Below are 24,325 nucleotides of genomic sequence, written 5' to 3' on the forward strand. Positions count from 1 at the left end.
GCACTGTGGAAAGCGCTTGTTCGCTGTTTTTTGTGCGCCTACAAGCAATCAAAATAATAATATATATTTTAAAAATTGCAACAAACTGAGTATATTGCGACTCTTTCATTTATTACAATGAATTGCCTGGTAGCTGAATGGCCAGGCTGTGGCGCGAGGGGACTCCCTCGCGTTTCCTGAGTGAATCACTGGGTGATCCACTCTTCCTCATTGAATGAATAGGAGTCATCGATGCAAAAACCTCTCATCGCACTGGCTGCAGCCGCCTTGCTTGGCCTCGGCGCTGCGTCTTCCGCTCAGGCGGCCACCCAGACCATCACCTTCAGCGCCGACCGCGCGCTGGGCGCCACCAACTGGACTGACACTTTGGGATTAGGCAAGTTCGACAGCAAACTGGGGACATTGACGTCGATCAAGTTCCACCTGGAAGGCGCCGTGCAGGGCAGTGGCAAGGCGGAAAGTCTTGACGCCAGCGCATCCGATGTGACCCTGAGCCTGGCGTCGCTGCTGACCTTGTATCGTCCCGACAATTCCACCTTGCTGGTGGCCAATCCGCTGTTTACGCAGACATTCGCCCTGAGCGGCTTCGACGGCAGCATCGATTTCGCCGGCACCTCGGGCGCGAATACGGGACCACGATCCAGTACGGGCTCGAATGCCTACACGAGCGCCAGTGCCAGCGACTTCGCGCTGTTTTCCTCGGCCGGCGGTGGTTTGATCCAGCTGGGCCTGAACGCCATCGGTTCCTCGACGGGCAGCGGTTCCGGTAATTTACTGACTCAATTCCAGACTGCCGCTTCCGGCCGCGTGGCAGTGACCTATGAATACGTCAGCGCCGTGCCGGAACCGGAAACCTATGTCATGCTGCTGACGGGCCTGGCGCTGGCCGGCGTGATGGCGCGCCGCCGCAAACCACGGGCATAGCTAGCGTTTTCCCCGCCCGCCGATCAACTGCGCGATCTCGCTGAACAACTCATTGTTCAGCGAGGCGGGCAGGGTGGTGGCCAGGCTGCGGCTGTAGTAGGTGCCCAGATCCAGGCCCAGTCCCAGACCGCAGATTTCCACGGCGCCCTGCGCTTCGCGGCGCGCCACCACTTGTTTCAGATGTTGTGCCAGGTAAAACTCGTCGTTGGCCAGATTCGTCGCCGTATCCATCGGGCAACCGTCGGAGACGACGAGCAGGATGCGCCGGCGCTCGGGACGCGCCAGCATGCGTGTACACGCCCAGTCCACGGCTTCGCCATCGACGCCTTCGCGGTACAGGTCCGCCTTCAACAGGGCAGCGATGTCGGGACGCGCGCGGCGCCAACTGGTATCGCCATCCTTGAAGACCATGTGCACGAGCTCGTTCAAGCGGCCCGGATTCGCCGGCGAGCGGGCGCGCATCCAGTCGCGCTTGACTCTTCCCCCGTTCCAGGCGCCCGTCGTAAAGCCCAGCAACTCCGTCTTGATCCCGGCCTGGTCCAGTGCGCGCAACAGAATGTCGAGCAGCACGGCGACGGATTCCGCATGCGTCTTCATGGAGCCGGAGCAATCGACGAGAAAGGTGACGAGGCAATCGGCTTGCGGCAAAAATTGTTCCTTGCGGAACAAGCGGCGCTCCGAGGGCGAGCTGATCAGCTGCGCCAGGCGCCGGCCGTCGATGTACCCTTCTTCCTCGCCGAACGACCAGCCGTCGCGCTCGGGTACGGCCAGCAATTGCGTGAAACGCCGCGCCAGGCGGGCCGTGTTGATGCCCAGGCTGGCGATGCGCGCATCCATGCGTTCGCGGTAGTCGAGCAGCAGGGCGCGGCGCACCAGCTCGCCTGCCTTTTCCTCGCGGTCGTAGACCGAGGAATAGGCGCGGTAGGCGCCATCACTGTCGCGCAAGGCGCGGCTTTCGCCCAGCGGGGCGGCGTCTGGAAGGTTGTCATTGTCGCTGTCGAAATCGAGCAGCAGCTTGAAGGCCGCCTGCGCTTTTGCGTCCCCGGCCTCGTCCTGGCCACCGTCGCGCGCCGTTTGTGCCTCTTTCAGCATGGCATCGACGGCGTGGGCGATGGCCAGCGCATGGCGCGCAAAGGTGGCTTGATCCGTGCGGTGGCGGCGCAAGCCAGCCAGGTCGCCGCTCAATTGTGAAGAGACTGACCAGCGCGTCGCTTCGATAAAATCTTCCGTCTTTTCCAGCACGGGCCGGGCCGTCAGGCGCGACCAGCACATCTGGAATACCGTGTACAGCAGCAAGCCCGAAGCGCCCTCGGCCAGGCCGGAATCGTAAAACGCATGCGACCATGCAGTAAAACGGTGGCGCAGGTTGTTGATGACACCGGCATGTTGATCTGGCGCAAGCGTTTCCACTCTTAACTGCTCCAGCAGCTCGAACACCAGACGCGCCACGGGTTCTGGCGGGCAGAAGGACTTGTGCAGGGCCGCATCCGTGTGCCGCAGGCGCAGGGCCACGCTATCGGCCGCGCCGCGCAGCGAGGGCAAATCCTGCAGCGCCGCATCGGGCTGCAGATGGGCGGCGTGGATGGGCAGGGGGCGGTGGCCATCGTGCAGGCGCCGGCCCCGGTAGCGGATGGCGGCAACGCCGCTGAGCGCGCGGATGGCGCCCGCGCACAGTTCATCCGTTTCCTGCTGCTCGCGCGTGTAGGCGGCAGGAGCACTTGCTTCGGCGCTCATGGCGCCGTCGCCAGCAATTCCTCATTGAAACAGCGCTGGTAATACTCGGCCACCATGGGCCGCTCGGCCTCGTCGCATTTGTTGAGGAAGGACAGGCGGAAGGCCAGCGCCGGGTCGCGGAAGATCTGGCAATTTTCCGCCCAGGTAATCACCGTGCGCGGCGACATCAGACAGGCCAGGTCGCCCGCCGCATAACCGTGGCGCGTCAGGCTGGCCACGGCCACCATGCTGCTTGCCAGTTGGCGGCCCGCTGCGTCATTCATGGCCGGGACACGCGCCAGGACGATTGCCGTTTCTTCCGCCTGCGGCAGATAGTTCAGGGTGGCAACGATATTCCAGCGGTCGATCTGCGCGTGATTGAGCACTTGCGTGCCGTGGTACATGCCGTTCAAGTTGCCCAATCCTACGGTATTGGAGGTGGCGAACAAACGGAAGTGGGGATGCGGCGTGATGACCCGGTTCTGGTCCAGCAGCGTGAACTTGCCGTCGCGCTCGAGGATGCGCTGGATGACGAACATCACGTCGGGGCGGCCCGCGTCGTACTCGTCGAAAATCAGGGCCACGGGGCGCTGCAGCGACCAGGGCACGATGCCTTCCTGGAATTCCGTCACTTGCTGCTGTTCGCGCAACACGATGGCGTCCTTGCCGACCAGGTCCAGGCGGCTGATGTGGCCGTCCAGGTTGACGCGCACGCAAGGCCAGTTCAGGCGCGCCGCCACTTGCTCGATATGCGTGGACTTGCCCGTGCCGTGCAAGCCTTGCACCATCACGCGGCGGTTGTGGCTGAAGCCGGCCAGGATCGCCAGGGTCACATCCTGGTTGAAGCGGTAGGCGGGATCGATGTCGGGCACGTGCGGGTCGCGCTCCGTGAAGACGGGCACGCGCAGGTCGCTGTCGATATTGAACAGGCTGCGCACGGACTGCAAGGTTTGCGCCGCTGCGGCGGGGGGATGTTGGCGTGAATCTGGCACCTTGTTCTCCTGGTCTAGCCGCAGCATGGATGCCGCAGCGGTTATGAATTGCCAGCCGAATGCGCGGCTTGAAATGCGGCGTCGTCGTCCCCGCCCGTCGTCGGCATGGTTTCCGATTCGATGGCGGCCAGGGCTTGCGCCGCGCGTTGCAATGCTGGCAAGAAATGTAAAGCCTTGTCGTGCGTCAAACGGATGATGGGCGCCTGGATGGCCACGGCCAGGTTCGAGCGGCCGTTCGGATTCGGTACCAGCACGGCCACGCACAGCAGGCCGGGCAGGAATTCCTCATCGTCCAGCGCATAGCCGTTGCGGCGCACCAGTTCCAGTTCGCGTTCCAGCTTGACGGGGTCCGTTTCCGTCTTGTCCGTAAAGCGCGTCAATTCCATGTGGCCCAGCAAGCGGCGCCGTTGCACGGGCGTCATTTGCGCCAGGAACAGCTTGCCGCTCGACGAGCAGTGGGCCGGCACCCGCGAACCGGGATGCAGGTAGAAGCGCAGCGGGGCCGCCGTTTCCACCCGGTCCAGGTACACCACTTCGCTGCCGCTGAAGGCCGTCAGGTTGCAGCTTTCGCCCACTTCCTCGACCAGCTGGCGCAAGACCATGCGGCGGGCGCCATGGAAAGTGTTGTTAATCAGCAGGTTCGACGCCAGCCGGCGCAAGCGTACGCCCGTGCTGTAGTGGCGGCCATCGCTTTCGCGCTGCAGCACGCCCACGCTTTCCAGCTGTTGCAGCATGCGGTGCAAGGTGGGTTTCGGTAGCCCCGTTTCTTCCACCAGCGCTTGCAGCGACAGCAACTGGTCTTTCTCGGCAATCACTTCCAGCAAGGCAAACAAACGCATCGTGGGCGTGTCGCCTTCCAGTTTTTCTGGCTCAAGTTTTGGGGATGAAATCATGTCCATGGTTGCCTCGGTGTGTTATTTCATTTTCGAACTCAAATTGTACCGTTTCCTTGAAAATCTGTTTGACTTTTGATTCCCGAACGCTTAAATTGAATTGTATATCAAATTTCGGAACAAAATATACCGTTTTTTGATAAATAAGTTGATAACTACACTGCAGTTCATTACCACAGACCAGGAGACACCCATGAATGACATGACCGAGCAAAAAGCCGCCGCCGCAGCCGCAGTAAATCCTTCGGCTTCTGTAGGCCCGCAAAAGATGACGCCTTCCGAAGCGTTCGTGGAAACCCTGGCCGCCAATGGCGTGACCGACATGTTCGGCATCATGGGCTCGGCCTTCATGGATCCGATGGATATCTTTGCGCCCGCCGGCATCCGTTTGATTCCCGTCGTGCACGAGCAGGGCGCCGGCCACATGGCCGACGGCTATGCCCGCGTCTCGGGCCGCCACGGCGTGGTCATCGGCCAGAACGGCCCCGGCATCAGCAATTGCGTCACCGCCATCGCCGCCGCCTACTGGGCGCATACCCCCGTCGTGATCATCACGCCGGAAACGGGCACCATGAGCATGGGCCTGGGCGGCTTCCAGGAAGCGAACCAGCTGCCGATGTTCGAGGAATTTACGAAATATCAAGGCCACGTCACCAATCCCGCCCGCATGGCGGAATTTACGGGCCGCTGCTTTGACCGTGCCATGTCGGAAATGGGCCCGACGCAACTGAACATCCCGCGCGACTATTTCTATGGCGAAATCAAGGCAGAAATTCCCAAGCCGAACCGCCTGGACCGTGGCGCTGGCGGCGAGCAAAGCCTCAACGATGCGGCCGAATTGCTGGCAAAAGCCAAGTTCCCCGTCATCATCTCGGGCGGCGGGGTCGTCATGGGCGAAGCGATCGAAGAGTGCAAGGCCCTGGCCGAGCGCCTGGGCGCGCCCGTCGTCAACAGCTATCTGCACAATGACTCCTTCCCCGCCAGCCATCCGCTGTGGTGCGGTCCGCTCGGCTATCAAGGCTCGAAGGCGGCCATGAAACTGATCGCCAAGGCCGACGTCGTCGTCGCCCTCGGTTCGCGCCTGGGCCCGTTCGGCACCCTGCCGCAGCACGGCATGGATTACTGGCCGAAAAATGCCAAGATCATCCAGATCGATGCGGACAACAAGATGCTGGGCCTGGTGAAAAAGATTTCGGTGGGCATTTGCGGCGATGCCAAGGCTGCCGCGAAAGCCATCCTGGCCCGCCTGGATGGCAAGAGCCTCGATTGCGACGCCACGCGCGACGAGCGCTATGCCACCGTGCAGGCGGAAAAGGCCGCATGGGAAGAGGAATTGACGAACTGGACGCATGAAAAGGATGCGTACAGTCTGGATATGATCGAAGAGCAAAAGAAAGAGCCGGGCAATTACCTGCACCCGCGCCAGGTCTTGCGCGAGCTGGAAAAAGCCATGCCGGAAGACGTGATGGTGTCGACCGACATCGGCAACATCAACTCGGTGGCGAACAGCTATCTGCGCTTTGAAAAGCCGCGCAGCTTCTTTGCGGCGATGAGCTTTGGCAACTGCGGCTACGCGTTTCCGACCATCATCGGCGCGAAAGTGGCCGCGCCGCATCGTCCGGCCGTGTCGTATGCGGGCGATGGCGCCTGGGGCATGAGCTTGATGGAAACGATGACCTGCGTGCGCCATAACATTCCCGTGACGGCCGTGGTGTTCCACAACCGCCAGTGGGGCGCAGAAAAGAAAAACCAGGTCGACTTCTACAACCGCCGTTTCGTGGCCGGTGAGCTCGACAACCAGAGCTTCGCGGAAATTGCGCGGGCCATGGGCGCCGAAGGCATCACGGTCGACAAGCTGGAAGACGTGGGCCCGGCCTTGAAAAAGGCCATAGCCATGCAGATGAATGAAGGCAAGACTACCATCATCGAAATCATGTGCACGCGCGAGCTGGGCGACCCGTTCCGCCGTGATGCGCTGAGCAAACCTGTGCGTCACCTGGACAAATATAAAGACTATGTTTAAGTAACCCAAGGTCGCAAATGCTGGGGTCGAACCCTGAGGGTTCGACCCCGGTACTTGCATCCGGGTTTGGATGGCTTGTGACGAAATCCTCACACATTGTCACTTCAATAGCGCAATTTCAATAAAGAATACAAACCGTCCCGTTTTTTGAATTATTTGATTTGACAAGGCCATGCTTAAGGCTTAAATTCAATAAAAGACAAAAAACGGAACGTAGCGTATCAAAAACGATTTACGGAGACAAAAATGAATACACGAGTACCTACTGACGCCGTCACCACCGCCGTGACTACTGATTTCCTGCAAGCGTTCGGCGATGCCTGGAACCGCCACGATATCGAGGCCCTGATGGGCGCCATGGCGGACGATTGCGAATTCCATGCCGTAGCCGGCCCTGACTTGCTGGGCAAGAGCTTCATCGGCCGCGACGCCGTGCGTGCCGGTTTCGAGCTGGCCTGGCAAACCTTTCCCGACGCCGCCTGGCTCAATCCCGTGCACTTTGTCAGCGGCCAGCGCGGCGTGACGGAATGCACGTTTTCCGGCACCAAGGCGGACGGCACGCGCATCGAAGCGCGCATGGTCGACATCTTCACCTTCCGTGACGGCAAGATCGCCGTGAAGAATGCCTTCCGCAAGGATCGCCCACCGGTCGTCACGGCTGCCAAAGCCTGAGCCAGCACGTTCACCAGGAATGATCATGAACAAACCTGTCGACACCCCGCCTGGCGTACTGGGCAACAGCACCGCCGCCCGCACGCCCTACGATCCCGCCTTCGATCCCCTGGTGGCCCAGCGCCCAGGTCACGGCAATGCCTACGCGCCCACCTACTGGATCGGCACGGCCGGCGAGCCACCCGCTGACGACGGCCCCATCACGCATGACATCGACGTCGACGTGGCCATCATCGGCTCGGGTTTTACCGGTCTCTCCTGCGCCATCTTTTTGGCCCAGGAACACGGCATCAAGGCGACGGTGCTGGAAGCGAACCGCGTCAGCTGGGGCTGCAGCACGCGCAATGGCGGCCAGGCCCAATGCACGACGGGCCGCCTGAAACGCTCGCAGTGGATAGATCGCTACGGCATGGATACGGCCCTGAAATTGCACGCGGAAGTGTGCGACGCGATGGAAACGTTCAAGAAGATCACGGCCGACATCGATTGCGACCCGCAACCGGGCGGCCACTTGTACATCGCCCACAAGGCGAAAGCCATGCCCGCGCTGGAAAAAGAAGCCAAGCTCATGCGCGAGATCTTCAAATACGACGCGCGCATTCTTGACGCCGACACCGTCAAGCGCGAATTCGTCGACGACAAGGAGGCGGCTGGCGCGCTGCACGAGCCGGAAGGCATCGGCATCCACGCTGGCAAGCTGGCGTTCGGCTACCTGCGCAAGGCGCGCGCATTGGGCGCCAAGGTGCATCCGTCCAGCCCCGTGATGGGCTGGGAAACGCGCAACGGCGTGCATTATCTGCAAACGCCGGGTGGCGTGGTACGGGCCCGTGCCGTGGCCGTGGCCACGGGCGGCTACACCTCGCCCCATCTGCATCCGCAAGTGAAAAACCGCCTGCTGCCGATTTTGTCTAACTCGCTCGTCACGCGTCCGCTGACCCCGGCGGAAATCGAGGCGTGCAACTTCCGCACCCACCAGGTGATCACGGATACGCGCATCCTGCGTCACTACTACCGCTTGATGCCGGACAACCGCGTGCAGATCGGCAGCCGCAGCGCCATCACGGGCGCCGACGCGCCGGACGACAAGTACAAACAGTTTTTGATCAACGATCTGCACCGCAAGTTCCCTGCGTTGACGGGCATCGCCATCGATTATTCGTGGTGGGGCTGGGTCGACGTCAGCCACGACATGATGCCGCGCATCGTGCAACCGGACCCCAAGCAATCGATTTTCTATTCGCTCGGTTACGGTGGCAACGGCGTCATGTACTCGGCGCAGGCCGGGCGGCGCATGGCCGAGCGCATCGCCGGCAAGGCCAGCGACACGGGCTTGCCGATCTTCAATTCGAAACTGCCGTATCCCAACATGATGGAACTGGTCGAGTCGCAAGCCTTCGCCCCGTTCCGCCGCCTGGGCCAGCGCTTCCTGTACCGCTGGTATCACTTGAAGGATGAAGTGTTTTAAATAGCAGTAGCCGTACTAAGCCGCCGCATGGTTGACAAAGAGCAAACAGCGGCGCCTCCCGAAAGGGATGAGATTGCCCGCACGTTCACACATAACAATACACTTGGAGTGAGACATGAACACAAATACGAGCAAAAACACGGTTTTTTCAACGATGCGCCGCGCCGTCCTCGGCACCCTGGTATTGGGCCTTACCCTTGCCTCCAGCGCTACGGCCTTTGCGCAAAGCAAGGAGGTGACGATTGCCTACCAGGAAATCAACGGTCCCTTCCTGGTGGCGATCGCCAGCGGCGAAGTGGAAAAGACCACCGGCTATAAAATCAACTGGCGCAAGTTCGATTCGGGCGCCAAGGTAGCCACCGGCATGGCTTCCGGCGACGTGCAGATCGGCGTCATCGGTTCGAGCCCATTGACGGCGGCCGTCAGCCGCGGCGTCGATCTGCAACTGTTCTGGATCATCGACGACATCAACGAAGCCGAAGCGATGGTGGCCCGCAATGGCGCCGGCATCACCAAGCCGACGGACTTGCGCGGCAAGAAGATCGCCGTACCTTTCGTTTCCACCACGCACTTCCACACCATGTTCGCGCTGGAAACGTGGGGCATCAAGCCCACGGAAGTGAAATTGCTGAACATGCAGCCGAACCAGATCGCCGCCGCCTGGGAGCGGGGCGACATCGATGCCGCCTTCGTGTGGGATCCCGCCTTGAGCAAACTCAAGCAAAACGGCAAGGTGCTTGTCACCTCCGGCGAACTGAGCAAGAAGGGCAAGGCCACGTTTGACGGCATGGCCGTCGAGCGTGCCTGGGGCGAAGCGAATGCGGATTTCATGGCCAAGTTCGTCAAGGTGATGGCCGCTGCCGACGCCGACTACCGCGCCAATCCGAAAGCGTGGACCATCGATTCGCCGCAAGTGAAAGCCAACGTCAAGCATTCGGGCGCTGCCGCCAAGGACGTGGCCGCTTCCGTGGCCCTGTACGCCTACCCATCGCTGCAGGAACAGGCCTCGCCGGCCTGGCTCGGTGGCGGTGCGAAGGGCGGCGTGGCGCAAGCCTTGCTGGCCACGGCGCAATTTTTGAAGGGCGAAGGCAAGATCGATACGCTGGCCCCTGACTACGCCAAATATGTGACACCCAGGTATGCACAGGCCGCCGGCCTGCTGAAGTAAACGTTGTGCGATGGCGCGCCTGCGGGCGCGCTGACTGAACAGAGTGCGTTGAACTGAAGTGACTACACCTATGCGGGGCACATGATGGAAAATCTCTACGTCAAGGATGTCAGCGTGATTTATCCGGGCAAGACGGCCGGTGAACGCGTCCATGCCTTAAATAATATCAATCTCACCATCAATAGCGGCGACTTCGTCGTCGCGCTGGGCGCCTCGGGCTGCGGCAAGACGACCTTGCTGAGTCTGATGGCGGGCTTTATCGCCCCTTCCAAGGGCGAAATCATGTTGGGCAGCAACAAGGTGGAAGGACCGGGCGCCGACCGTGGCGTGGTGTTCCAGAAGCATGCCTTGCTGCCATGGCTGAACGTGATGGAAAACGTGGAATTCGGCTTGAAGTTGCAAGGCGTGGCGAAAGCCGTGCGGCGCGAACAGGCGGCAAAAAACCTGGCGCTGGTCGGCTTGAAGGACTTTCACGACAATATGATTTATCAATTGTCGGGCGGTATGCAGCAAAGGGTCGGCATCGCCCGCGCCCTGACCAGCAATCCCGCCATGCTGCTGATGGATGAACCGATGGCGGCGCTCGATGCGCTGACGCGCGAAACCATCCAGGAATTGCTGCTCGATATCTGGGCCAAGTCCAGCACCATGTTTTTCTTCATTACCCACAGCGTCGACGAGGCGCTGTTCCTGGCGAACCGGCTGATCGTCATGTCGCCCCGTCCGGGCCGCATCACGCACACGTATGAACTCGATTTCAACAAGCGCTTCCTCGAATGCCGCGATGCGCGCGCCGTGAAATCGAGCCCGGACTTCATCAAGATGCGCGAAACGGTGCTCAACATCATTTATGGCGACGAGCGCGCAATGAACCAAGAGCACGCCGTCAATAAAGAGCTGGAGGTGTCCCATGCATAGCCCATCCGTCGTGGGATTTCCTCCCACCACTGCCAAGCGCGCCGGTTTCTTTGGACGCCTGTTCGCTCCCCGCTGCGCCATGCCGGGCGAAGCGTTCGGCGCGCCGGGGCAGGGCAATTCCAGCCGCATCGCCACTGTCACCGTTATCGCCGTGCTGTTGCTGTGGTTTTGCGTGACGGCAAGCGGCATGGTGAAACCCCTGTTCCTGCCGTCGCCGCAAGCCGTGTACGAGAAATTCATCATGGCGGCGACCACCGGTTTCGGCGGCGCTACCCTGTGGGAACACACGGTGGCCAGCCTGGTGCGCGTGTTCGGTGCCTTTGGCCTGGCCTGCCTGCTGGCCATTCCCATCGGCGTGATGATGGGCGTCAATCGCGTGGCGCGCGGCATCTTCGATCCATTGATCGAGTTCTACCGTCCGCTGCCGCCGCTCGCTTACTTGCCACTGGTCATCATCTGGTTCGGCATTGGCGAGTTTTCGAAGGTCTACCTGATCTTCCTGGCCATCTTCGCGCCGATGGCGATCGCGGCCCGGGCCGGCGTCAGCTCCGTATCGCTGGAGCAAATCCACGCGGCGTACTCGATGGGCGCTACCCGCTTCCAGGTCATCGTGCACGTGATTTTGCGGGCCGCGATCCCGGAAATCCTCACCGGCATGCGCATCGGCATCGGCGTGGGCTGGACCACCCTGGTGGCTGGCGAAATGGTGGCGGCCACGCGCGGCCTCGGCTACATGGTGCTGAGCGCCTCCGAGTTCCTGGCCAGCGACGTGGTGATCATGGGCATTATCGTGATCGGCTTCTTCGCTTTCCTGTTTGATTTGATGATGCGTTACCTCGAACGTACCCTCGTGCCATGGAAGGGCAAGGTGTAAGACGTTCCCGGGAGTGGCGCGCACGCCACAAGTGTTGCCGCCGCTCCCTCTTTTCAACCGCCATACCCCGTACGTATCCTCCAGCGCGCTTGCTCCTTGGGCGCCGCGCCGGGCCGCTGCATTTCCAGATTGACTTATGGCATGCAGCCAACCAGACTGATTTGATGATGTATCGATGCTGCTTGACGGTGTTGCCTAAATAAAACAAAGCCGCGCGGCAGAAACAGAGCCGCAGCAGGCCAGGGCGCACCGAGCTTCAGATATTACTAGGAGACAAAAATGATTAGCGACAACCATAACAACACGGGCTTGCAGCACTCGCTGAAGCAGCGCCACATGAGCATGATCGCCATTGGCGGCGTGATCGGCGCCGGCCTCTTTGTCGGCAGCGGCGTCATCGCCAAGGCTGCCGGCCCGGCCGCCATCCTTTCCTTCCTGCTCACGGGCGGCCTGGTCGTCCTGATCATGCGCATGCTGGGCGAGCTGGCTTCGTCCCTGCCCGTGGTCGGCTCCTTCTACGAATATGCGCGCCTGGCCTTCGACGACAAGCCGAAAGTGTCGAAATTCCTCGGCTTCATGAGCGGCTGGATGTACTGGTATTTCTGGGTCGTCGTCGTCGCACTGGAAGCCATCGCCGGCGCCAAGCTGGTCAACTTCTGGCTGCCCGACGTGCCGTCGTGGGCTATCAGCCTGGTGCTGCTGGTCTCGATGACCATCCTGAACCTGTTCTCGGTGAAGGCGTTCGGCGAATTCGAATTCTGGTTTGCCTCGATCAAGGTGGTCGCCATCATCGTCTTCCTGTTCGTCGGCGCCCTGTTCATCACGGGTAGCTTGCCCAACAGCATCCCAAGCCTGGGTTTCCTGACCAGCAATGGCGGCTTCATGCCACACGGCTGGGGCCCAGTATTGAGCGGCGCCGTCGCCGCCACGGCCTTTTATTCGGGCGCCGAAATCGTCACCATCGCCGCCGCTGAAACGTCAGACCCGGCCAAGGCCATCGCCCGCGCCACCAATTCCGTCATCACGCGCGTGCTGATGTTTTATGTCGGTTCCATGTTTGTCGTCGTCTGCATCGTGCCCTGGGATTCGCCGGCCATCGCCACGCCTTTCGTCAGCGCCCTGACCGTGATGAACATCCCGTACGCGGCCCACATCATGAACGCCATCATTTTGACGGCCGTGCTGTCGGCCTTGAATTCCAGTCTGTACGCTTCGTCACGCATGATCTTTGCGCTGACCCGCCGCGGCGATGCTCCCACGGGCCTGGTCAAGCTGAGCAAGAACGGCGTGCCCATTCGCGCCATCCTGTTCAGCACCTTGTTCGCCTATTTCGCCATTGCCGTATCGTATGTGTCGGCCGACCTGGTGTTCCCCTTCATCGTCAATTCCTACGGCATTCTGATCCTGTTTGTGTACCTGCTCATTGCGATATCTCAATTGCGCCTGCGCCGCCGCCTGGAACGCGAATGCCCGGAACGCATCAAGGTGCGCATGTGGCTGTTCCCCTACCTGACGTATTTCACCATCATCGCCATGCTGGTGATCCTCGGCGCCATGAGCGTGTCGTCCGATACGGAGCAGCGCGTGTCGTTCTGGTTCGGCCTGTTGAGCGTGGTCATCATGAGCGTCATGTACTACATCAAGAAGCTCGTCAACGATGACCGCAACGGCGGTGAAACGGCCGAGACCAAAGTGGAGCTCAAACATGTCTGACACGACCTTGTTGCCCGCCGGCCGGCGCCGCTTCCTGCGCACGACGGCCGCCCTGGGCGCCGCCGCAGTGGCGGGGCCTGGGTCAGCCTTGGCTGCCTCCATCACCTTGCCGTTTGAAAATGGCGAGCGCGAACTGGTGGCCTTCCCGCAAAAGCGCCCGCTGATCCTGCTGACCAGCCGTCCGCCCCAGCTGGAAACGCCGTTTAGTGTCTTCAATGAAGGCGCGATCACGCCCAACGACGCGTTTTTCGTGCGCTACCACTGGAGCGGCTTGCCCACCAGCATCGATGGCGACAGCTACCGCCTGCGCATCGGCGGTCTCGTCAACACGCCTTTGGCGCTGTCGCTGGCCGAACTGAAACAGCTGGCCGAGCCCGTCGATGTGGTGGCCGTGACCCAATGCTCGGGCAATAGCCGTGGCTTCTTCGCCCCGCGCGCGAATGGCGGGCAGCTGGGCAATGGCGCCATGGGCAATGCCCGCTGGACGGGCATCCCTCTGAAAACCGTGCTGGAAAAGGCTGGCATCGCAGCCAGCGCCGTGCAGGTCGCTTTCAATGGCCTGGAAACGCCGCCCGTGGGCGATGGCCCCGACTTTCAAAAAGCCTTGTCCGTCGAGCACATCATGGCCGGCGACGTCATGCTGGCCTGGGCCATGAATGGCGAGGATATTCCTTTCCTCAACGGCTATCCGCTGCGCCTGATCGTGCCGGGGTTCTATGGCACTTACTGGGTCAAGCACTTGAGCGACATCACCGTGCTGGACAAACCGTTCGACGGTTTCTGGATGAGCACGGGCTACCGCATTCCCGACAACGGTTCCGGCTTCATCGAGCCGGGCGCGCCCGTGGGCAAGACGACGCCCATCAGCCGCCTCAACGTGCGCTCTTTCATCACCAGCGTGCACGATGGCGCGCAGGTAAAAGCGGGGCGCGACCTGGCGCTGCGCGGCATCGCGTTTGATGGCGGCCAGGGCATCAGCGAGGTGACGGTGTCGCTTGACGGCGGGCACAGCTGGCAGGAAGCCAGGCTGGGCAAGGACCTGGGACGCTTTTCCTTCCGCGAGTGGACGATGATCCTGAAAGCGCCGCGCAAGGGCAAGCACGTGCTGATGGTGCGCGCCGTCAATCGCATCGGTCAGAGCCAGCCCATGAAAGCCCTGTGGAATCCCATGGGTTATATGCGCAACGTGGTGGAAACCACGCGCATCCAGGCAGTCTGAGGAGAACCATATGAAGATATTACTTGCCGCGCTGGCACTGTCGGCGGCGGGCGGTGCGTGCGCGCTGGAAATCCATTTGCCGCCGGAAACGGCAACCTACAAAGCCAGCGAATTGCCCGGCTACCAGTTGGTACAGCGCAACTGCATGACGTGCCACGCGGCCCAATATGCATCGAGCCAGCCGCCCGCCTCGCCGCGCGCCTACTGGGAAGCGACCGTGAAGAAGATGAAAAAGCCGTTTGGCGCCCAGTTTGACGACGCGGACATGCCGGCCATGGTCGATTACCTGGTGAAAACCTATGGCGTGGAGCGGGGCGCCGCTACAACGGCTGCGGCTGTGGCCAAACCCGTGGCAGCCGCTGTCCCGGCCGCCAGCGGCAAGGATGTCAAAACCTTGCTGGCGGCGAACGGCTGCATGGCTTGCCACGCCCTCGATCAGAAGGTGGTCGGGCCTGGTTTTGCGGAAGTGGCCGCCAGATACAAGGGCAAGGACAGTGTCGCTGCCGTGGCGGCGAATATCCGCAGTGGCGGTGCCGGCAAATGGGGCCCCGTGCCCATGCCGCCCTTCAGCCAGCTCAGTGTAGCCGATGCGGCGAGCCTGGCGAAGTACGTGCTGAACAGATAAGTTCGTCCCGCACGCGCGGAAACCCTTAATACCACTTGCCGCCCCCCATCCTGCGCGGTATTGCCCGCTGCCATCCTGCAGCGGGCTTTTTATTACGTCCCCCATTCGCTGCCGCATCGCTTGACGACGCAGCGATCGCCAGCACTGGTATTGTAAAAAACACCGCTATATAAAACCACTTGACTACCAATTTAGCGCGTCGCATTCTCTGTGCAGAAAGCCGACGCTTCGCTGTGCTTTCTTTACGTACAACATAAAAAGCTACTTCGATAGTTTTCGTATAACGTTCAGGAGACATTGTGAAGACACGGCAAATTAGCCGGCTGGCCTCGCCTTTGATGGCTGGCCTGCTGGGCAGCGCACTACTCGCTTGCGGCGGCAATTCCACCACCGAACCCCCATCGACCCTGCTGGCCGCCACGGCTGCCAGCGACAGTTGCGCGGCCTGGAGCGCCGCTGCCGTCTATACGGCGGGCCAGTGCGCCGTCTACGACGGCAAGGTGTATCGGGCCAAATGGTGGGTGCAGGGCACGGCGCCGAACAACGACCAGTGGGGACCGTGGAGTCTCGATACCACCACGCCAACGCCAACGCCCACTCCGACACCGACACCGACTCCCACTCCGACACCGACTCCTACGCCCACGCCCACGCCCACGCCAGGCGTGCCCACCAAGGCCCAGGCCGAGGCCAACGAGGCGGCGCTGACGAATAACGATTTCTTCCGCAAGGTCAAGGCCTCGATCCGCACCCTGGGCAATACGGCTGTCGAAGCCGTGCAGCCGGGACTGGCCAGCAATCCGCTCAACGTCAAGCGCGTCGAGCGCCTGTTGCCGGCGGCGAAGTGGGATTACTATTTTGCCGCGCGCGATACCAGTTATACCTACCAGCGCTTCCTGCAAGCCGTGGCCAAGTTCCCCGCCGTGTGCGACGATTACAGCGACGGGCGCAATGCGGATGCCATCTGCCGCCACAGCCTGGCCACCATGTTCGCCCATTTCGTACAGGAAACGGGCGACCATAACGCCAGCAGTCCGCTGCCGCAATGGCGTCAGGGTTTGAAGTATTTGCGCGAACTGGGCTGCGACGAGACGGGCGCCGGCTGCGGCTACAACATCGAGTGCGCCGATCCCGTCTTCAACAAGGTGTGGACCTGTGGCAAGAACGCGGACGGCAGCTTCAAGAAATATTTCGGCCGCGGCGCCAAGCAGCTGTCGTACAACTATAACTATGGGCCGTTTTCCCAAGCCATGCATGACGGCGATCAATCCGTGCTGCTGAAGAACCCGGATCTGGTGGCCTCGACCTGGCTGAACCTGGCGTCGGCGACCTTCTTTTTTGTCTATCCGCAACCACCGAAACCGTCGATGCTGCATGTGCTCGACGGCACGTGGGTGCCGAACACGGCCGATACGACGGCTGGCGCGGGCAATAACTTCGCCACCACCATCATGATCATCAACGCCGAATGCGGGCAGGGCACGGAAAAGCAGGCCGCGCAAAACCGCATCGATTACTACAAGCAATTTGCCGCTGACATGGGCTGGGATTATTCCGGCGAACAATTGTCTTGCGCCAACATGCAACGCTTCACTCCGGCCAGTTCCGCTTCCTACAACATCTATTGGGAAAAAAACTGGAGCGCGGGTGGCGACAATCAATGCCAACTGGTCAGCTATCAAACCCCGTACAGCGCCTTGCTGGCCGGGAACTACGTGAAATGCGTGGAAGCCAACTGGAATGTGAAGTTGCAGTAGCAGTCAATGCAGGAATAGCCGGCCAGGGATAACAGTTGACAAGAGCCCCTTGAGGGGCCTGCAACAGCGCACAACGTACAAGCTGTACCACCATAACGGAGACAGACACCACATGAAATCGAATGCATTATTGATGGCCCTGCTCAGCGGCGTGCTCGTCGCTTGCGGCGGCGGCCAGGACGGCACGACCGCCGCGCCAAACACCTTGCTCGCCGCCGCCGAAGCGTGCGCCGTCTGGGATGCCGCCACCGTCTACACGGGCGGCCAGTGCGTGCTCTACCAGGGCGTCACCTACAAGGCCAAGTGGTGGACGCAGGGCAATGTCCCCAGCGCCGCCGACCAGTGGGGCCCATGGGCAGTGACGGATACGCCGACCCCAACCCCAACCCCAACCCCAACCCCAACACCGACGCCAACGCCAACGCCGACCCCGACCCCGACCCCGACCCCGACCCCGACCCCGACCCCAACACCGACCCCAACACCGACCCCAACACCGACCCCAACACCGACCCCAACACCCACGCCCACGGCTTGCCGTCCCGACGGTCTGATCTCGGCCGTACCGAATGTGCCGTATTGCAAGGTATACGACGCGAATGGCCGCGAAGTGCTGGGCAATGGCTTGAACCGGCGCATCGTCGGCTACTTCGCCAGCTGGCGCACGGGCGTCGATGGCAGCCCCACCTATCTGGTAAACAATCTGCCGTGGAACAAGATCACCCACCTGAACTATGCGTTTGCTTCCGTTGACCCGGCGACGTCAAAAATCGCCATCGGCAGCGGTGCGGCCAATCCAGATACGGGCTTGACGTGGCCGAACGTGCCGGCCGCCGCCATGGACCCATCTTTGCCGTACAAGGGCCACTTCAACTTGCTGTCGCAATACAAGAAGAAGTATCCGGGCGTGAAACTGATGATTTCCGTGGGCGGCTGGGCCGGCAGCGGCGGCTTCTACACGGCCACGACGAACGCGGACGGCAGCATCAACACGGCCGGCATCAATACCCTGGCCGATTCCATGGTGGCCTTCGTGCGCCAGTACAACTTCTTCGATGGCGTCGATGTCGATTACGAACACCCGACCACCAACAATGAGGCGGGCAATCCGAACGACTTCGCCGTCTCGAAACCACGGCTGGCCGGCTTGATGACGAGCTACAACGTGCTGCTGAAAGTGCTGCGCCAGAAGCTCGACGAAGCGGCCGTGCAGGACAATAAATACTATCTGCTCACCATCGCCGGTTCCGCCTCGGGCTGGGTCTTGCGCGGCGAGGAAAATATGTCGGGATTGAAATATCTCGATTATGCCAGCCTGATGACCTACGACTTGCATGGCGCGTGGAACCAGTATGTGGGACCGAACGCGGCGCTGTTTGACGACGGCAACGATGGCGAATTGCGTGCCGGTAACGCTTACCAGTACCAGAACATCGGCTACCTGAATACGGACTGGGCTTACCGCTACTACCGTGGCGCCATGCAGGCGGGCCGCATCAATATCGGCGTGCCGTTCTACACGCGGGGCTGGAAGGATGTGACGGGCGGCACGAATGGCCTGTGGGGCACGACGGCGCTGACCAATTCCACGGTCACCTGCGCAGGCGTGAAAACCTGCGGCACGGGCGCCACCGGCATCGACAACGTGTGGTACGACCTGGACTCGCAAGGCAAGCCGACGCCGGGTGGCGGCAACCCCATCTGGCATGCGCTGAACTTGCAGAACGGTATCGTGCCAAGCTACCTCGATGCGTATAAAGTCACGGACAAGGCCTTGGTGGGCACCTATGTGCCGCATTACAGCAGCACCATGGTGGCGCCGTGGTTGTGGAATGCGAGCAAGAAAGTGTTCCTTTCCACGGAAACCACGCAGTCGATCGCGGCCAAGGCCCAGTACATCGTCAACAACAATATCGGCGGCGTGATGATCTGGGAAATGGCGGGCGACTATGCCTGGGATGCCACGCGCAATGGCGGCAAGGGCGAGTACTTCATGGGCACCACCCTGACGGACGTGCTGTACCAGGCCTTCCGCACGGCTGGCGTGTATGGCAATAAGCGCGCCGAAATCGCCATGCCGGGCACGGCGGCCAACGTCAGCATCTCCCTCGGTGGCTGGAAGCTGGGCGACAACAACTTTCCCATCAATCCCGTGATGACGGTGAAGAACAACACGGCCTCGACCCTGCCGGGCGGCACCGTGGTGGAGTTCGACTATCCCGTCTCGGCGCCATCGGACATGAGCGATCAGTCCGGCTTCGGCTTGACGGTGATCAATGCGGGCTACACGGGGCCGAACAATATCGGCGGCTTCACGAAGAACTACAACCGGGCCCGCTTTGCGATTCCCGCCTGGCAATCGCTGGCGCCGGGCGGCTCAGTGGCGCTGACCCTGAACTACCGTTTGCCGATCTCGGGGCCGGCCAACTACACGGTCACCGTGGGCGGCACCAAGTACGCATTGACGCAGGAGTATCCGGAATTGCCGGTAGCGCTACCGTAAGTTCGTGATGCCGTAAAGTAAAGGGCGGAACCGAGGTTCCGCCCTTTTTAGTTTTTACCGCTGATCCCGTTTAGAACCAGGTTTCCACCTGGAAACCATAAGAAGTACCGCTGGTATTGTTGTTGTAGATCGGGCCGCCGTTGTTCGACGCATTGACCGAGGCGGTGGCCGCATCGTTCCATTTGCCGTACGTCACGAAAGCGCGCAGTTCAGGACGCGACCACAGGCCAGGGCCGGCCGAGATCGTCGGTGCGATGGTCAGCTTGGTCAGCCGCTTGGCTGGCAGGCCGCCCGCTTGCGTCACGCGGTCCGTACCCAGTTCGCCCACCAGCTTGAAATTGTCGGTGAAGGCGTACACAGGACGCACGCCGACCGAAGTCCAGGTCGAGGAACCTTTGGCATTCGACTCGTCTTTTTGCCACAGGGCGACGAATTCCATGCCAAAGTTCGGCAACGGCTGGATCGCCATGTCATTGAACACGCGCGTGCGTTTCACATCCGAACCGAAACTGGTGTCCCCCGAAGCGCCGAACTGCGCGCCGTTGCCAGTGCCGGGACCGACGCCATATTGCACGCCGAAGGTGTTGCCGCCACCAAACACTTTACCTTGACGGTGGAAGGCCGACAGTTGCCAGCCATTGTGCTTCTGGCCATTCGCGTCGTTGTCCTTGCCTTCACCGATGATGTAGGTCGCGGCCAGGTCCAGCGTGCCGTTTTCATTGACGGGAATTTCGCCAAAGATGAAGTTCTGGCGCACGGCAGACTTGGTGCTGACGACGCCGGTCGGCGACACGGTATTGATATCGTTGTCCTTGAAGAAGGCATACGAGAATTTACCGGGGCCGGCAGGAATGCGGTCCAGGCCGGCGCCCGTGCCGTTCATATTGATGTATTGCAAGTCCAGCATGTGGATGTCAGGACGGTAGTAGAAACGTTTACCGACCCAGGCCGTGCCGCCGTTCAGGAAATCGAGTCCCTGCGCTTCGACATAAGCCTTGACGATGCCCAGCTTGTTGTCGCCGAAATCGGAGTTTGGCGCATAAGCGTTGACCCAGATCGTGGCCAGGTAGTTCACGCCGCCGGACTTGGCGACGGACTTGGTGTAGCCGAATTCCGTGTAGGCGTCGCACTCATTGCCCAGACGATATTTCATGGTATTGCCACCCAGGCCGAAGCAGCCTTGCGAACCGCCGTCGCCCGAGGTATTGCTGCCGGCGCCAGCGCGCAGGTAGCCGTGGAAGCCTTCGGCGTCGGATGGGTACATGGGGTCGGCGATGGCGGAAGCGCTGGCGATGGCCAGGATCAGGGCAGGTAAAGTTTTCAATGCAGTGCGGTTCATGCGGTCTCCAGAAGAATGTAGGTGGTAGCGGTGGCACCCCAGGGGAACTCTCACCGCGCACGGTCTAATGCCGAAAACCAAGTCTAGCAGCGCTTTTTTAACCACCCTGATACAAAACGTGCAAGTGCTGATACTTTCTTTCAGAGTGTTGTTTTTGCTGCATATCGATACTCTTGCGCATAGTGCGCCTGCAAAAGAGTATTGAATTGCGGTTTTGGAGTATCAGAAAGTATCAAAGTCCGGTGCTACATTGTGGTCGTGGTGCTAAGTATCTGAGCATTGCCAACGACAAAAAACACTGGAGACACACAATGAAACGTTCCGCCATTGCCGCGCTGTGCGCCGGCGCCTTCTGCTTCGCTTCGTCTGCGTTTGCCGCAACCGACCTGGTCATCGCGACCGTCAACAACGGCCACATGATCGAAATGCAAAAGCTCAGCAAGTTCTTCGAGCAAGCCAATCCCGACATCAAGCTCAAATGGGTGACCCTGGAAGAGGGCGTCTTGCGCCAGCGCATGACCACCGATATCGCCACCAAGGGTGGCCAGTTCGACGTGATGACCATCGGCCTGTATGAAACGCCCATCTGGGGCAAGAAAAACTGGCTGATTCCCATCAAGCCGGACGCCAGATACGATATCGACGACTTGCTGCCGGCCATACGCGAAGGCCTCTCCGGCGACGGCAAGCTGTACGCGTCGCCGTTCTATGGCGAAAGCTCGATGATCATGTACCGCAGCGACCTGGTCAAAAAAGCGGGCGTGTCCATCGAGGATCGTCCCACCTGGAACCAGTTGCGCGACGTGGCGGCCAAGCTGCACGATCCGGCCAACGGCGTGTACGGCATCTGCCTGCGCGGCAAGCCGGGCTGGGGCGACAACATGGCCCTGATCACTACCATGGCCAATTCCTATGGCGGCCAGCTGTTCGACATGCAATGGAAGCCGCAATTTACCAGCAAGCCGTGGAAGGACGCGGTCACCATGTACGTCGAGTTGATGAAGAAATACGGCCCGCCGGGCGCGGCCGCTAACAGCTTCAATGAAAACCTGGCGCTGTTTAACCAGGGCAAGTGCGGCATCTGGATCGACGCGACGATTGCCGCCTCCTTCATCACGGACCCGAAGCAAAGCAAGGTGGCCGACAAGGTGGCGTTCGCCCAGTCGCCCGTGGGCGTGACGGAGCGGGGCGCCAACTGGCTGTGGATCTGGTCGCTGGCCATACCCGCGAGTTCCAAGCACCCGAATGAAGCACAGCGCTTCATCAACTGGGCCACCTCGCCCGACTACGTGAAACTGGTTGCCAAGGAAACCAGCTGGGCCAATGTGCCGACGGGCACGCGCAAGTCGACGTATGCCAGCCCCGAGTTCCAGAAAGTGGCAAAATTCGCCGCCGCCGAAGGCAAGGCCCTGGCCACCACGCGCGCCGTGCAAAGCACCTTGCCGCCATCGCCGTACGTGGGCGTGCAATTTGCATCGATTCCTGAATTCCAGGTGATCGGCGTGGCCGCCGGCCAGCAGATGGCGGCAGCGCTGCTGGGCAAGATCAGCGTCGACAAGGCGCTGGAATTGTCGCAGCAGACGGCGGAGCGGGAAATGCGCAAGGGTGGGTATTACAAATAATGGGTAACACCTGACAGTACCTACTGCGCTGGCGGTAGTTTGCAAACAGGTGATGCTGTTGTAACCCGAATGACGAAAGCTGGGGTCGGCCCCTCGGATCGGAATGCGTCCCATTGGGCCGCATTCCCCCTCAGGGTCCGACCCCGGTATTTCAGTCTTGCGGGTTTGAAAAATACCTCACGTCCCAAGAGAACTCCTATGAAACGCATTATCCCCCGGACTTTGCTGACGCCGGCTGTGGTTGCCGTCTCCGTCATTTCCGTGATTCCGCTGTTGATCACGCTGTACTACGCGTTCGTGCGCTATTCCATGCTCGATCCGAGCGGCCATCCTTTTCATGGCCTGGCCAATTTCCACTTTTTCTTTACCGATGCCTCGTTTCTGCCGGCCTTGCAGAACACCTTCACCCTGCTGTTTTCCGTCATGCTGATCACGGTAGTGCTGGGCACGGCGCTGGGGCTGCTGATCAATGAAGCGTTCCCGGGGCGCGCCATCGTGCGGGTGCTGCTGATTTCGCCGTTTCTCATCATGCCGGCCGTGAATGCCCTGATGTGGAAGAACATGTTGCTCAATCCGATCTATGGCCTGTTCGCGCAAATCAGCCTGTTCTTTGGCGCCACGCCCGTCGACTGGCTGTCGGCCCACCCGCTGTTTTCCATCATCATGATGGTCTCGTGGCAATGGTTGCCGTTTGCCTGCCTGATCTTCATGACGGCCCTGCAATCGATGGATCGCGAGCAGCTGGAAGCGGCGCGCATGGATGGCGCCACCTATCTGCAGCAGTTGCGCTACCTCTACATTCCCCACCTGGGGCGCGCCGTCTCGGTGGTGCTGATGATCGAGATGATTTTCCTGCTGTCGATCTTTGCGGAAATCTTTACCACCACGGGTGGCGGTCCCGGCTTCGACACGACCACCATCACCTTCATGATTTATCAGCAGGCACTGCTGTCGTATGACGTGGGAGCGGCCTCGGCCGGTGCCCTGTTCGCCGTGCTCATTGCCAACATCGCCGCCTTCTTCCTGATGCGCGTCATCGGCAAGAATTTGTCGAAATAAGGAGACCTTGATGCATAGCAAACTCAATCTGCTTGGCCGCACGGGCGCCGCCTGGCTGTTCGCGCTGCTGCTGTTCTTCCCCATCTTCTGGCTGGGCCTGATGGCCTTCAAGACGGAAGGGCAAGCCATTTCCACGCCGCCGCTGCTGTTTTTCACGCCCACGCTCGACAGTTTTCGCGAAGTGCTGGCGCGCGACAATTACTTCGGCTACGCGTGGAACTCGCTGTTTACCAGCGTGCTCTCGACGGCCATCGGCCTGTTGATTGCCATCCCGGCCGCGTATTCGATGGCCTTCTTTCCCACGGGCGGCACCATCGGTTTGCTAAAATTCATGCTCAGCTCGCGCTACATGCCCGGCGTAGGCGCCCTGATGCCGATCTATATCTGCTACCAGTATTTCGGCCTGCTCGACACGCGCATCGGCCTGACCATCATGTTCATGCTGATGAATTTGCCCATCATGATCTGGCTGCTGTACACCAGCATGAAGGAGTTGCCGCGCGAAATTCTGGAAGCGTCGCGCATGGATGGCGCCACCGTGTGGGATGAATTCCGCCACGTCGTGCTGCCCCTGTCCGTGGGCGGTATCGCTTCCACGGCCCTCGTGTGCATGGTGTGGTCGTGGAATGAATCGTTCTGGTCACTGAACCTGGGCGCCTCCAATGCGGGCACGCTGGCCTGGCTGATCGCCTCGTACTCCAGCCCGGAAGGACTCTTCTGGGCGAAATTGTCGGCCGCTTCCCTGATGGCGATCGCGCCCATCATGGCGCTGGGCTGGTTCTGCCAGAAGCAACTCGTGCAAGGCATGACCTTCGGCGCAGTCAAATAATCTACAGAATAGAGACA

At 60.8% G+C, this 24,325-nt stretch carries 19 protein-coding genes; 15 read left to right on the forward strand and 4 right to left on the reverse strand.

From position 1 onward, the window contains the following. The first annotated feature begins 231 nt into the window (after positions 1–231). Positions 232–924: a choice-of-anchor E domain-containing protein gene (locus ACQ4WS_RS06210; RefSeq protein ID WP_436474639.1), complete on the forward strand. Its 693-nt coding sequence runs from the start codon at positions 232–234 to the stop codon at positions 922–924. Here the strand turns inward: ACQ4WS_RS06210 and ACQ4WS_RS06215 are convergent, their stop codons facing one another. Genes ACQ4WS_RS06215 through ACQ4WS_RS06225 form a run of 3 tightly spaced genes read right to left on the reverse strand, consistent with a single transcriptional unit; the run spans position 925 to position 4,522 of the window. Beyond that, positions 925–2,658 (reverse strand): cobaltochelatase CobT-related protein, encoded by a 1,734-nt coding sequence (locus tag ACQ4WS_RS06215; RefSeq protein WP_436474641.1) that lies wholly within the window; start codon positions 2,656–2,658, stop codon positions 925–927. It lies immediately after the preceding gene. Next, a complete protein-coding gene (locus ACQ4WS_RS06220) occupies positions 2,655–3,629 on the reverse strand; it encodes an AAA family ATPase (RefSeq protein ID WP_436474643.1) in 975 nt (324 codons plus the stop codon). The genes ACQ4WS_RS06215 and ACQ4WS_RS06220 overlap by 4 nt, the downstream gene beginning before the upstream one ends. Before the next feature lie 41 nt (positions 3,630–3,670). Next, positions 3,671–4,522 carry an IclR family transcriptional regulator gene (locus ACQ4WS_RS06225; RefSeq protein ID WP_436474645.1) on the reverse strand — a complete coding sequence of 284 codons (852 nt, stop codon included), beginning with the start codon at positions 4,520–4,522 and terminating at the stop codon, positions 3,671–3,673. A 202-nt stretch (positions 4,523–4,724) separates the two neighbouring features. On the opposite strand from ACQ4WS_RS06225, the gene xsc reads away from it, so the two are divergent. From xsc to ACQ4WS_RS06280, 11 genes are all read left to right on the forward strand, one after another. Continuing rightward, on the forward strand, positions 4,725–6,545 hold the full coding sequence (xsc, locus tag ACQ4WS_RS06230) for a sulfoacetaldehyde acetyltransferase (protein WP_436474918.1): 1,821 nt from the start codon (positions 4,725–4,727) through the stop codon (positions 6,543–6,545). Between the two features lie 246 nt (positions 6,546–6,791). Next, entirely contained in the window at positions 6,792–7,217 is a 426-nt protein-coding gene (locus ACQ4WS_RS06235; RefSeq protein ID WP_436474647.1) for a nuclear transport factor 2 family protein, read from the forward strand. Positions 7,218–7,242: 25 nt separating this feature from the next. Next, positions 7,243–8,682 carry an NAD(P)/FAD-dependent oxidoreductase gene (locus ACQ4WS_RS06240; RefSeq protein ID WP_436474649.1) on the forward strand — a complete coding sequence of 480 codons (1,440 nt, stop codon included), beginning with the start codon at positions 7,243–7,245 and terminating at the stop codon, positions 8,680–8,682. A 115-nt stretch (positions 8,683–8,797) separates the two neighbouring features. Further along, positions 8,798–9,850: a taurine ABC transporter substrate-binding protein gene (tauA, locus tag ACQ4WS_RS06245; RefSeq protein ID WP_436474651.1), complete on the forward strand. Its 1,053-nt coding sequence runs from the start codon at positions 8,798–8,800 to the stop codon at positions 9,848–9,850. Positions 9,851–9,934: 84 nt separating this feature from the next. Then, on the forward strand, positions 9,935–10,768 hold the full coding sequence (locus tag ACQ4WS_RS06250; RefSeq protein WP_436474920.1) for a taurine ABC transporter ATP-binding protein: 834 nt from the start codon (positions 9,935–9,937) through the stop codon (positions 10,766–10,768). A 79-nt stretch (positions 10,769–10,847) separates the two neighbouring features. Then, positions 10,848–11,642: an ABC transporter permease subunit gene (locus ACQ4WS_RS06255; RefSeq protein ID WP_436474922.1), complete on the forward strand. Its 795-nt coding sequence runs from the start codon at positions 10,848–10,850 to the stop codon at positions 11,640–11,642. Positions 11,643–11,921: 279 nt separating this feature from the next. Next, positions 11,922–13,355, forward strand: coding sequence for an amino acid permease (locus ACQ4WS_RS06260; RefSeq protein WP_436474653.1), 1,434 nt, complete (start codon positions 11,922–11,924; stop codon positions 13,353–13,355). Further along, positions 13,348–14,574, forward strand: a complete 1,227-nt coding sequence (sorA, locus tag ACQ4WS_RS06265) for a SorA family sulfite dehydrogenase catalytic subunit (RefSeq protein ID WP_436474655.1) — start codon at positions 13,348–13,350, stop codon at positions 14,572–14,574. The genes ACQ4WS_RS06260 and sorA overlap by 8 nt, the downstream gene beginning before the upstream one ends. A gap of 10 nt (positions 14,575–14,584) precedes the next feature. After that, positions 14,585–15,199, forward strand: a complete 615-nt coding sequence (sorB, locus tag ACQ4WS_RS06270) for a SorB family sulfite dehydrogenase c-type cytochrome subunit (protein ID WP_436474657.1) — start codon at positions 14,585–14,587, stop codon at positions 15,197–15,199. Positions 15,200–15,498: 299 nt separating this feature from the next. Next, positions 15,499–16,956, forward strand: coding sequence for a glycoside hydrolase family 19 protein (locus ACQ4WS_RS06275; protein ID WP_436474659.1), 1,458 nt, complete (start codon positions 15,499–15,501; stop codon positions 16,954–16,956). Positions 16,957–17,068: 112 nt separating this feature from the next. Then, positions 17,069–19,459: a chitinase C-terminal domain-containing protein gene (locus ACQ4WS_RS06280; RefSeq protein WP_436474661.1), complete on the forward strand. Its 2,391-nt coding sequence runs from the start codon at positions 17,069–17,071 to the stop codon at positions 19,457–19,459. A 70-nt stretch (positions 19,460–19,529) separates the two neighbouring features. Here the strand turns inward: ACQ4WS_RS06280 and ACQ4WS_RS06285 are convergent, their stop codons facing one another. Then, entirely contained in the window at positions 19,530–20,798 is a 1,269-nt protein-coding gene (locus tag ACQ4WS_RS06285; protein WP_436474663.1) for a maltoporin, read from the reverse strand. Between the two features lie 311 nt (positions 20,799–21,109). Between ACQ4WS_RS06285 and ACQ4WS_RS06290 the strand changes: the two genes are divergently transcribed. The 3 genes from ACQ4WS_RS06290 to ACQ4WS_RS06300 all read left to right on the forward strand — a co-directional run bounded on the left by ACQ4WS_RS06290 (position 21,110) and on the right by ACQ4WS_RS06300 (position 24,308). Next, positions 21,110–22,420 carry an ABC transporter substrate-binding protein gene (locus ACQ4WS_RS06290; RefSeq protein WP_436474665.1) on the forward strand — a complete coding sequence of 437 codons (1,311 nt, stop codon included), beginning with the start codon at positions 21,110–21,112 and terminating at the stop codon, positions 22,418–22,420. A 198-nt stretch (positions 22,421–22,618) separates the two neighbouring features. Further along, the gene (locus tag ACQ4WS_RS06295; protein ID WP_436474667.1) at positions 22,619–23,479 is read left to right on the forward strand and encodes a carbohydrate ABC transporter permease; all 861 of its coding nucleotides are present in this window, start codon (positions 22,619–22,621) and stop codon (positions 23,477–23,479) included. A 10-nt stretch (positions 23,480–23,489) separates the two neighbouring features. After that, positions 23,490–24,308, forward strand: a complete 819-nt coding sequence (locus ACQ4WS_RS06300) for a carbohydrate ABC transporter permease (protein ID WP_436474669.1) — start codon at positions 23,490–23,492, stop codon at positions 24,306–24,308. Positions 24,309–24,325: the final 17 nt, after the last annotated feature.

Origin of the sequence: Janthinobacterium leeuwenhoeki, from assembly GCF_051380795.1 — a bacterium.
Classification (GTDB): Bacteria; Pseudomonadota; Gammaproteobacteria; order Burkholderiales; family Burkholderiaceae_D; genus Janthinobacterium.

Coding starts and splice junctions, on each gene's coding strand:
- ACQ4WS_RS06210 (WP_436474639.1), top strand. CDS start 232: ATGCAAAAACCTCTCATCGCACTGGCTGCAGCCGCCTTGCTTGGCCTC.
- ACQ4WS_RS06215 (WP_436474641.1), bottom strand. CDS start 2,658: ATGAGCGCCGAAGCAAGTGCTCCTGCCGCCTACACGCGCGAGCAGCAG.
- ACQ4WS_RS06225 (WP_436474645.1), bottom strand. CDS start 4,522: ATGATTTCATCCCCAAAACTTGAGCCAGAAAAACTGGAAGGCGACACG.
- xsc (WP_436474918.1), top strand. CDS start 4,725: ATGACCGAGCAAAAAGCCGCCGCCGCAGCCGCAGTAAATCCTTCGGCT.
- ACQ4WS_RS06235 (WP_436474647.1), top strand. CDS start 6,792: ATGAATACACGAGTACCTACTGACGCCGTCACCACCGCCGTGACTACT.
- ACQ4WS_RS06240 (WP_436474649.1), top strand. CDS start 7,243: ATGAACAAACCTGTCGACACCCCGCCTGGCGTACTGGGCAACAGCACC.
- tauA (WP_436474651.1), top strand. CDS start 8,798: ATGAACACAAATACGAGCAAAAACACGGTTTTTTCAACGATGCGCCGC.
- ACQ4WS_RS06250 (WP_436474920.1), top strand. CDS start 9,935: ATGGAAAATCTCTACGTCAAGGATGTCAGCGTGATTTATCCGGGCAAG.
- ACQ4WS_RS06255 (WP_436474922.1), top strand. CDS start 10,848: ATGCCGGGCGAAGCGTTCGGCGCGCCGGGGCAGGGCAATTCCAGCCGC.
- ACQ4WS_RS06260 (WP_436474653.1), top strand. CDS start 11,922: ATGATTAGCGACAACCATAACAACACGGGCTTGCAGCACTCGCTGAAG.
- sorA (WP_436474655.1), top strand. CDS start 13,348: ATGTCTGACACGACCTTGTTGCCCGCCGGCCGGCGCCGCTTCCTGCGC.
- sorB (WP_436474657.1), top strand. CDS start 14,585: ATGAAGATATTACTTGCCGCGCTGGCACTGTCGGCGGCGGGCGGTGCG.
- ACQ4WS_RS06280 (WP_436474661.1), top strand. CDS start 17,069: ATGAAATCGAATGCATTATTGATGGCCCTGCTCAGCGGCGTGCTCGTC.
- ACQ4WS_RS06285 (WP_436474663.1), bottom strand. CDS start 20,798: ATGAACCGCACTGCATTGAAAACTTTACCTGCCCTGATCCTGGCCATC.
- ACQ4WS_RS06290 (WP_436474665.1), top strand. CDS start 21,110: ATGAAACGTTCCGCCATTGCCGCGCTGTGCGCCGGCGCCTTCTGCTTC.
- ACQ4WS_RS06295 (WP_436474667.1), top strand. CDS start 22,619: ATGAAACGCATTATCCCCCGGACTTTGCTGACGCCGGCTGTGGTTGCC.
- ACQ4WS_RS06300 (WP_436474669.1), top strand. CDS start 23,490: ATGCATAGCAAACTCAATCTGCTTGGCCGCACGGGCGCCGCCTGGCTG.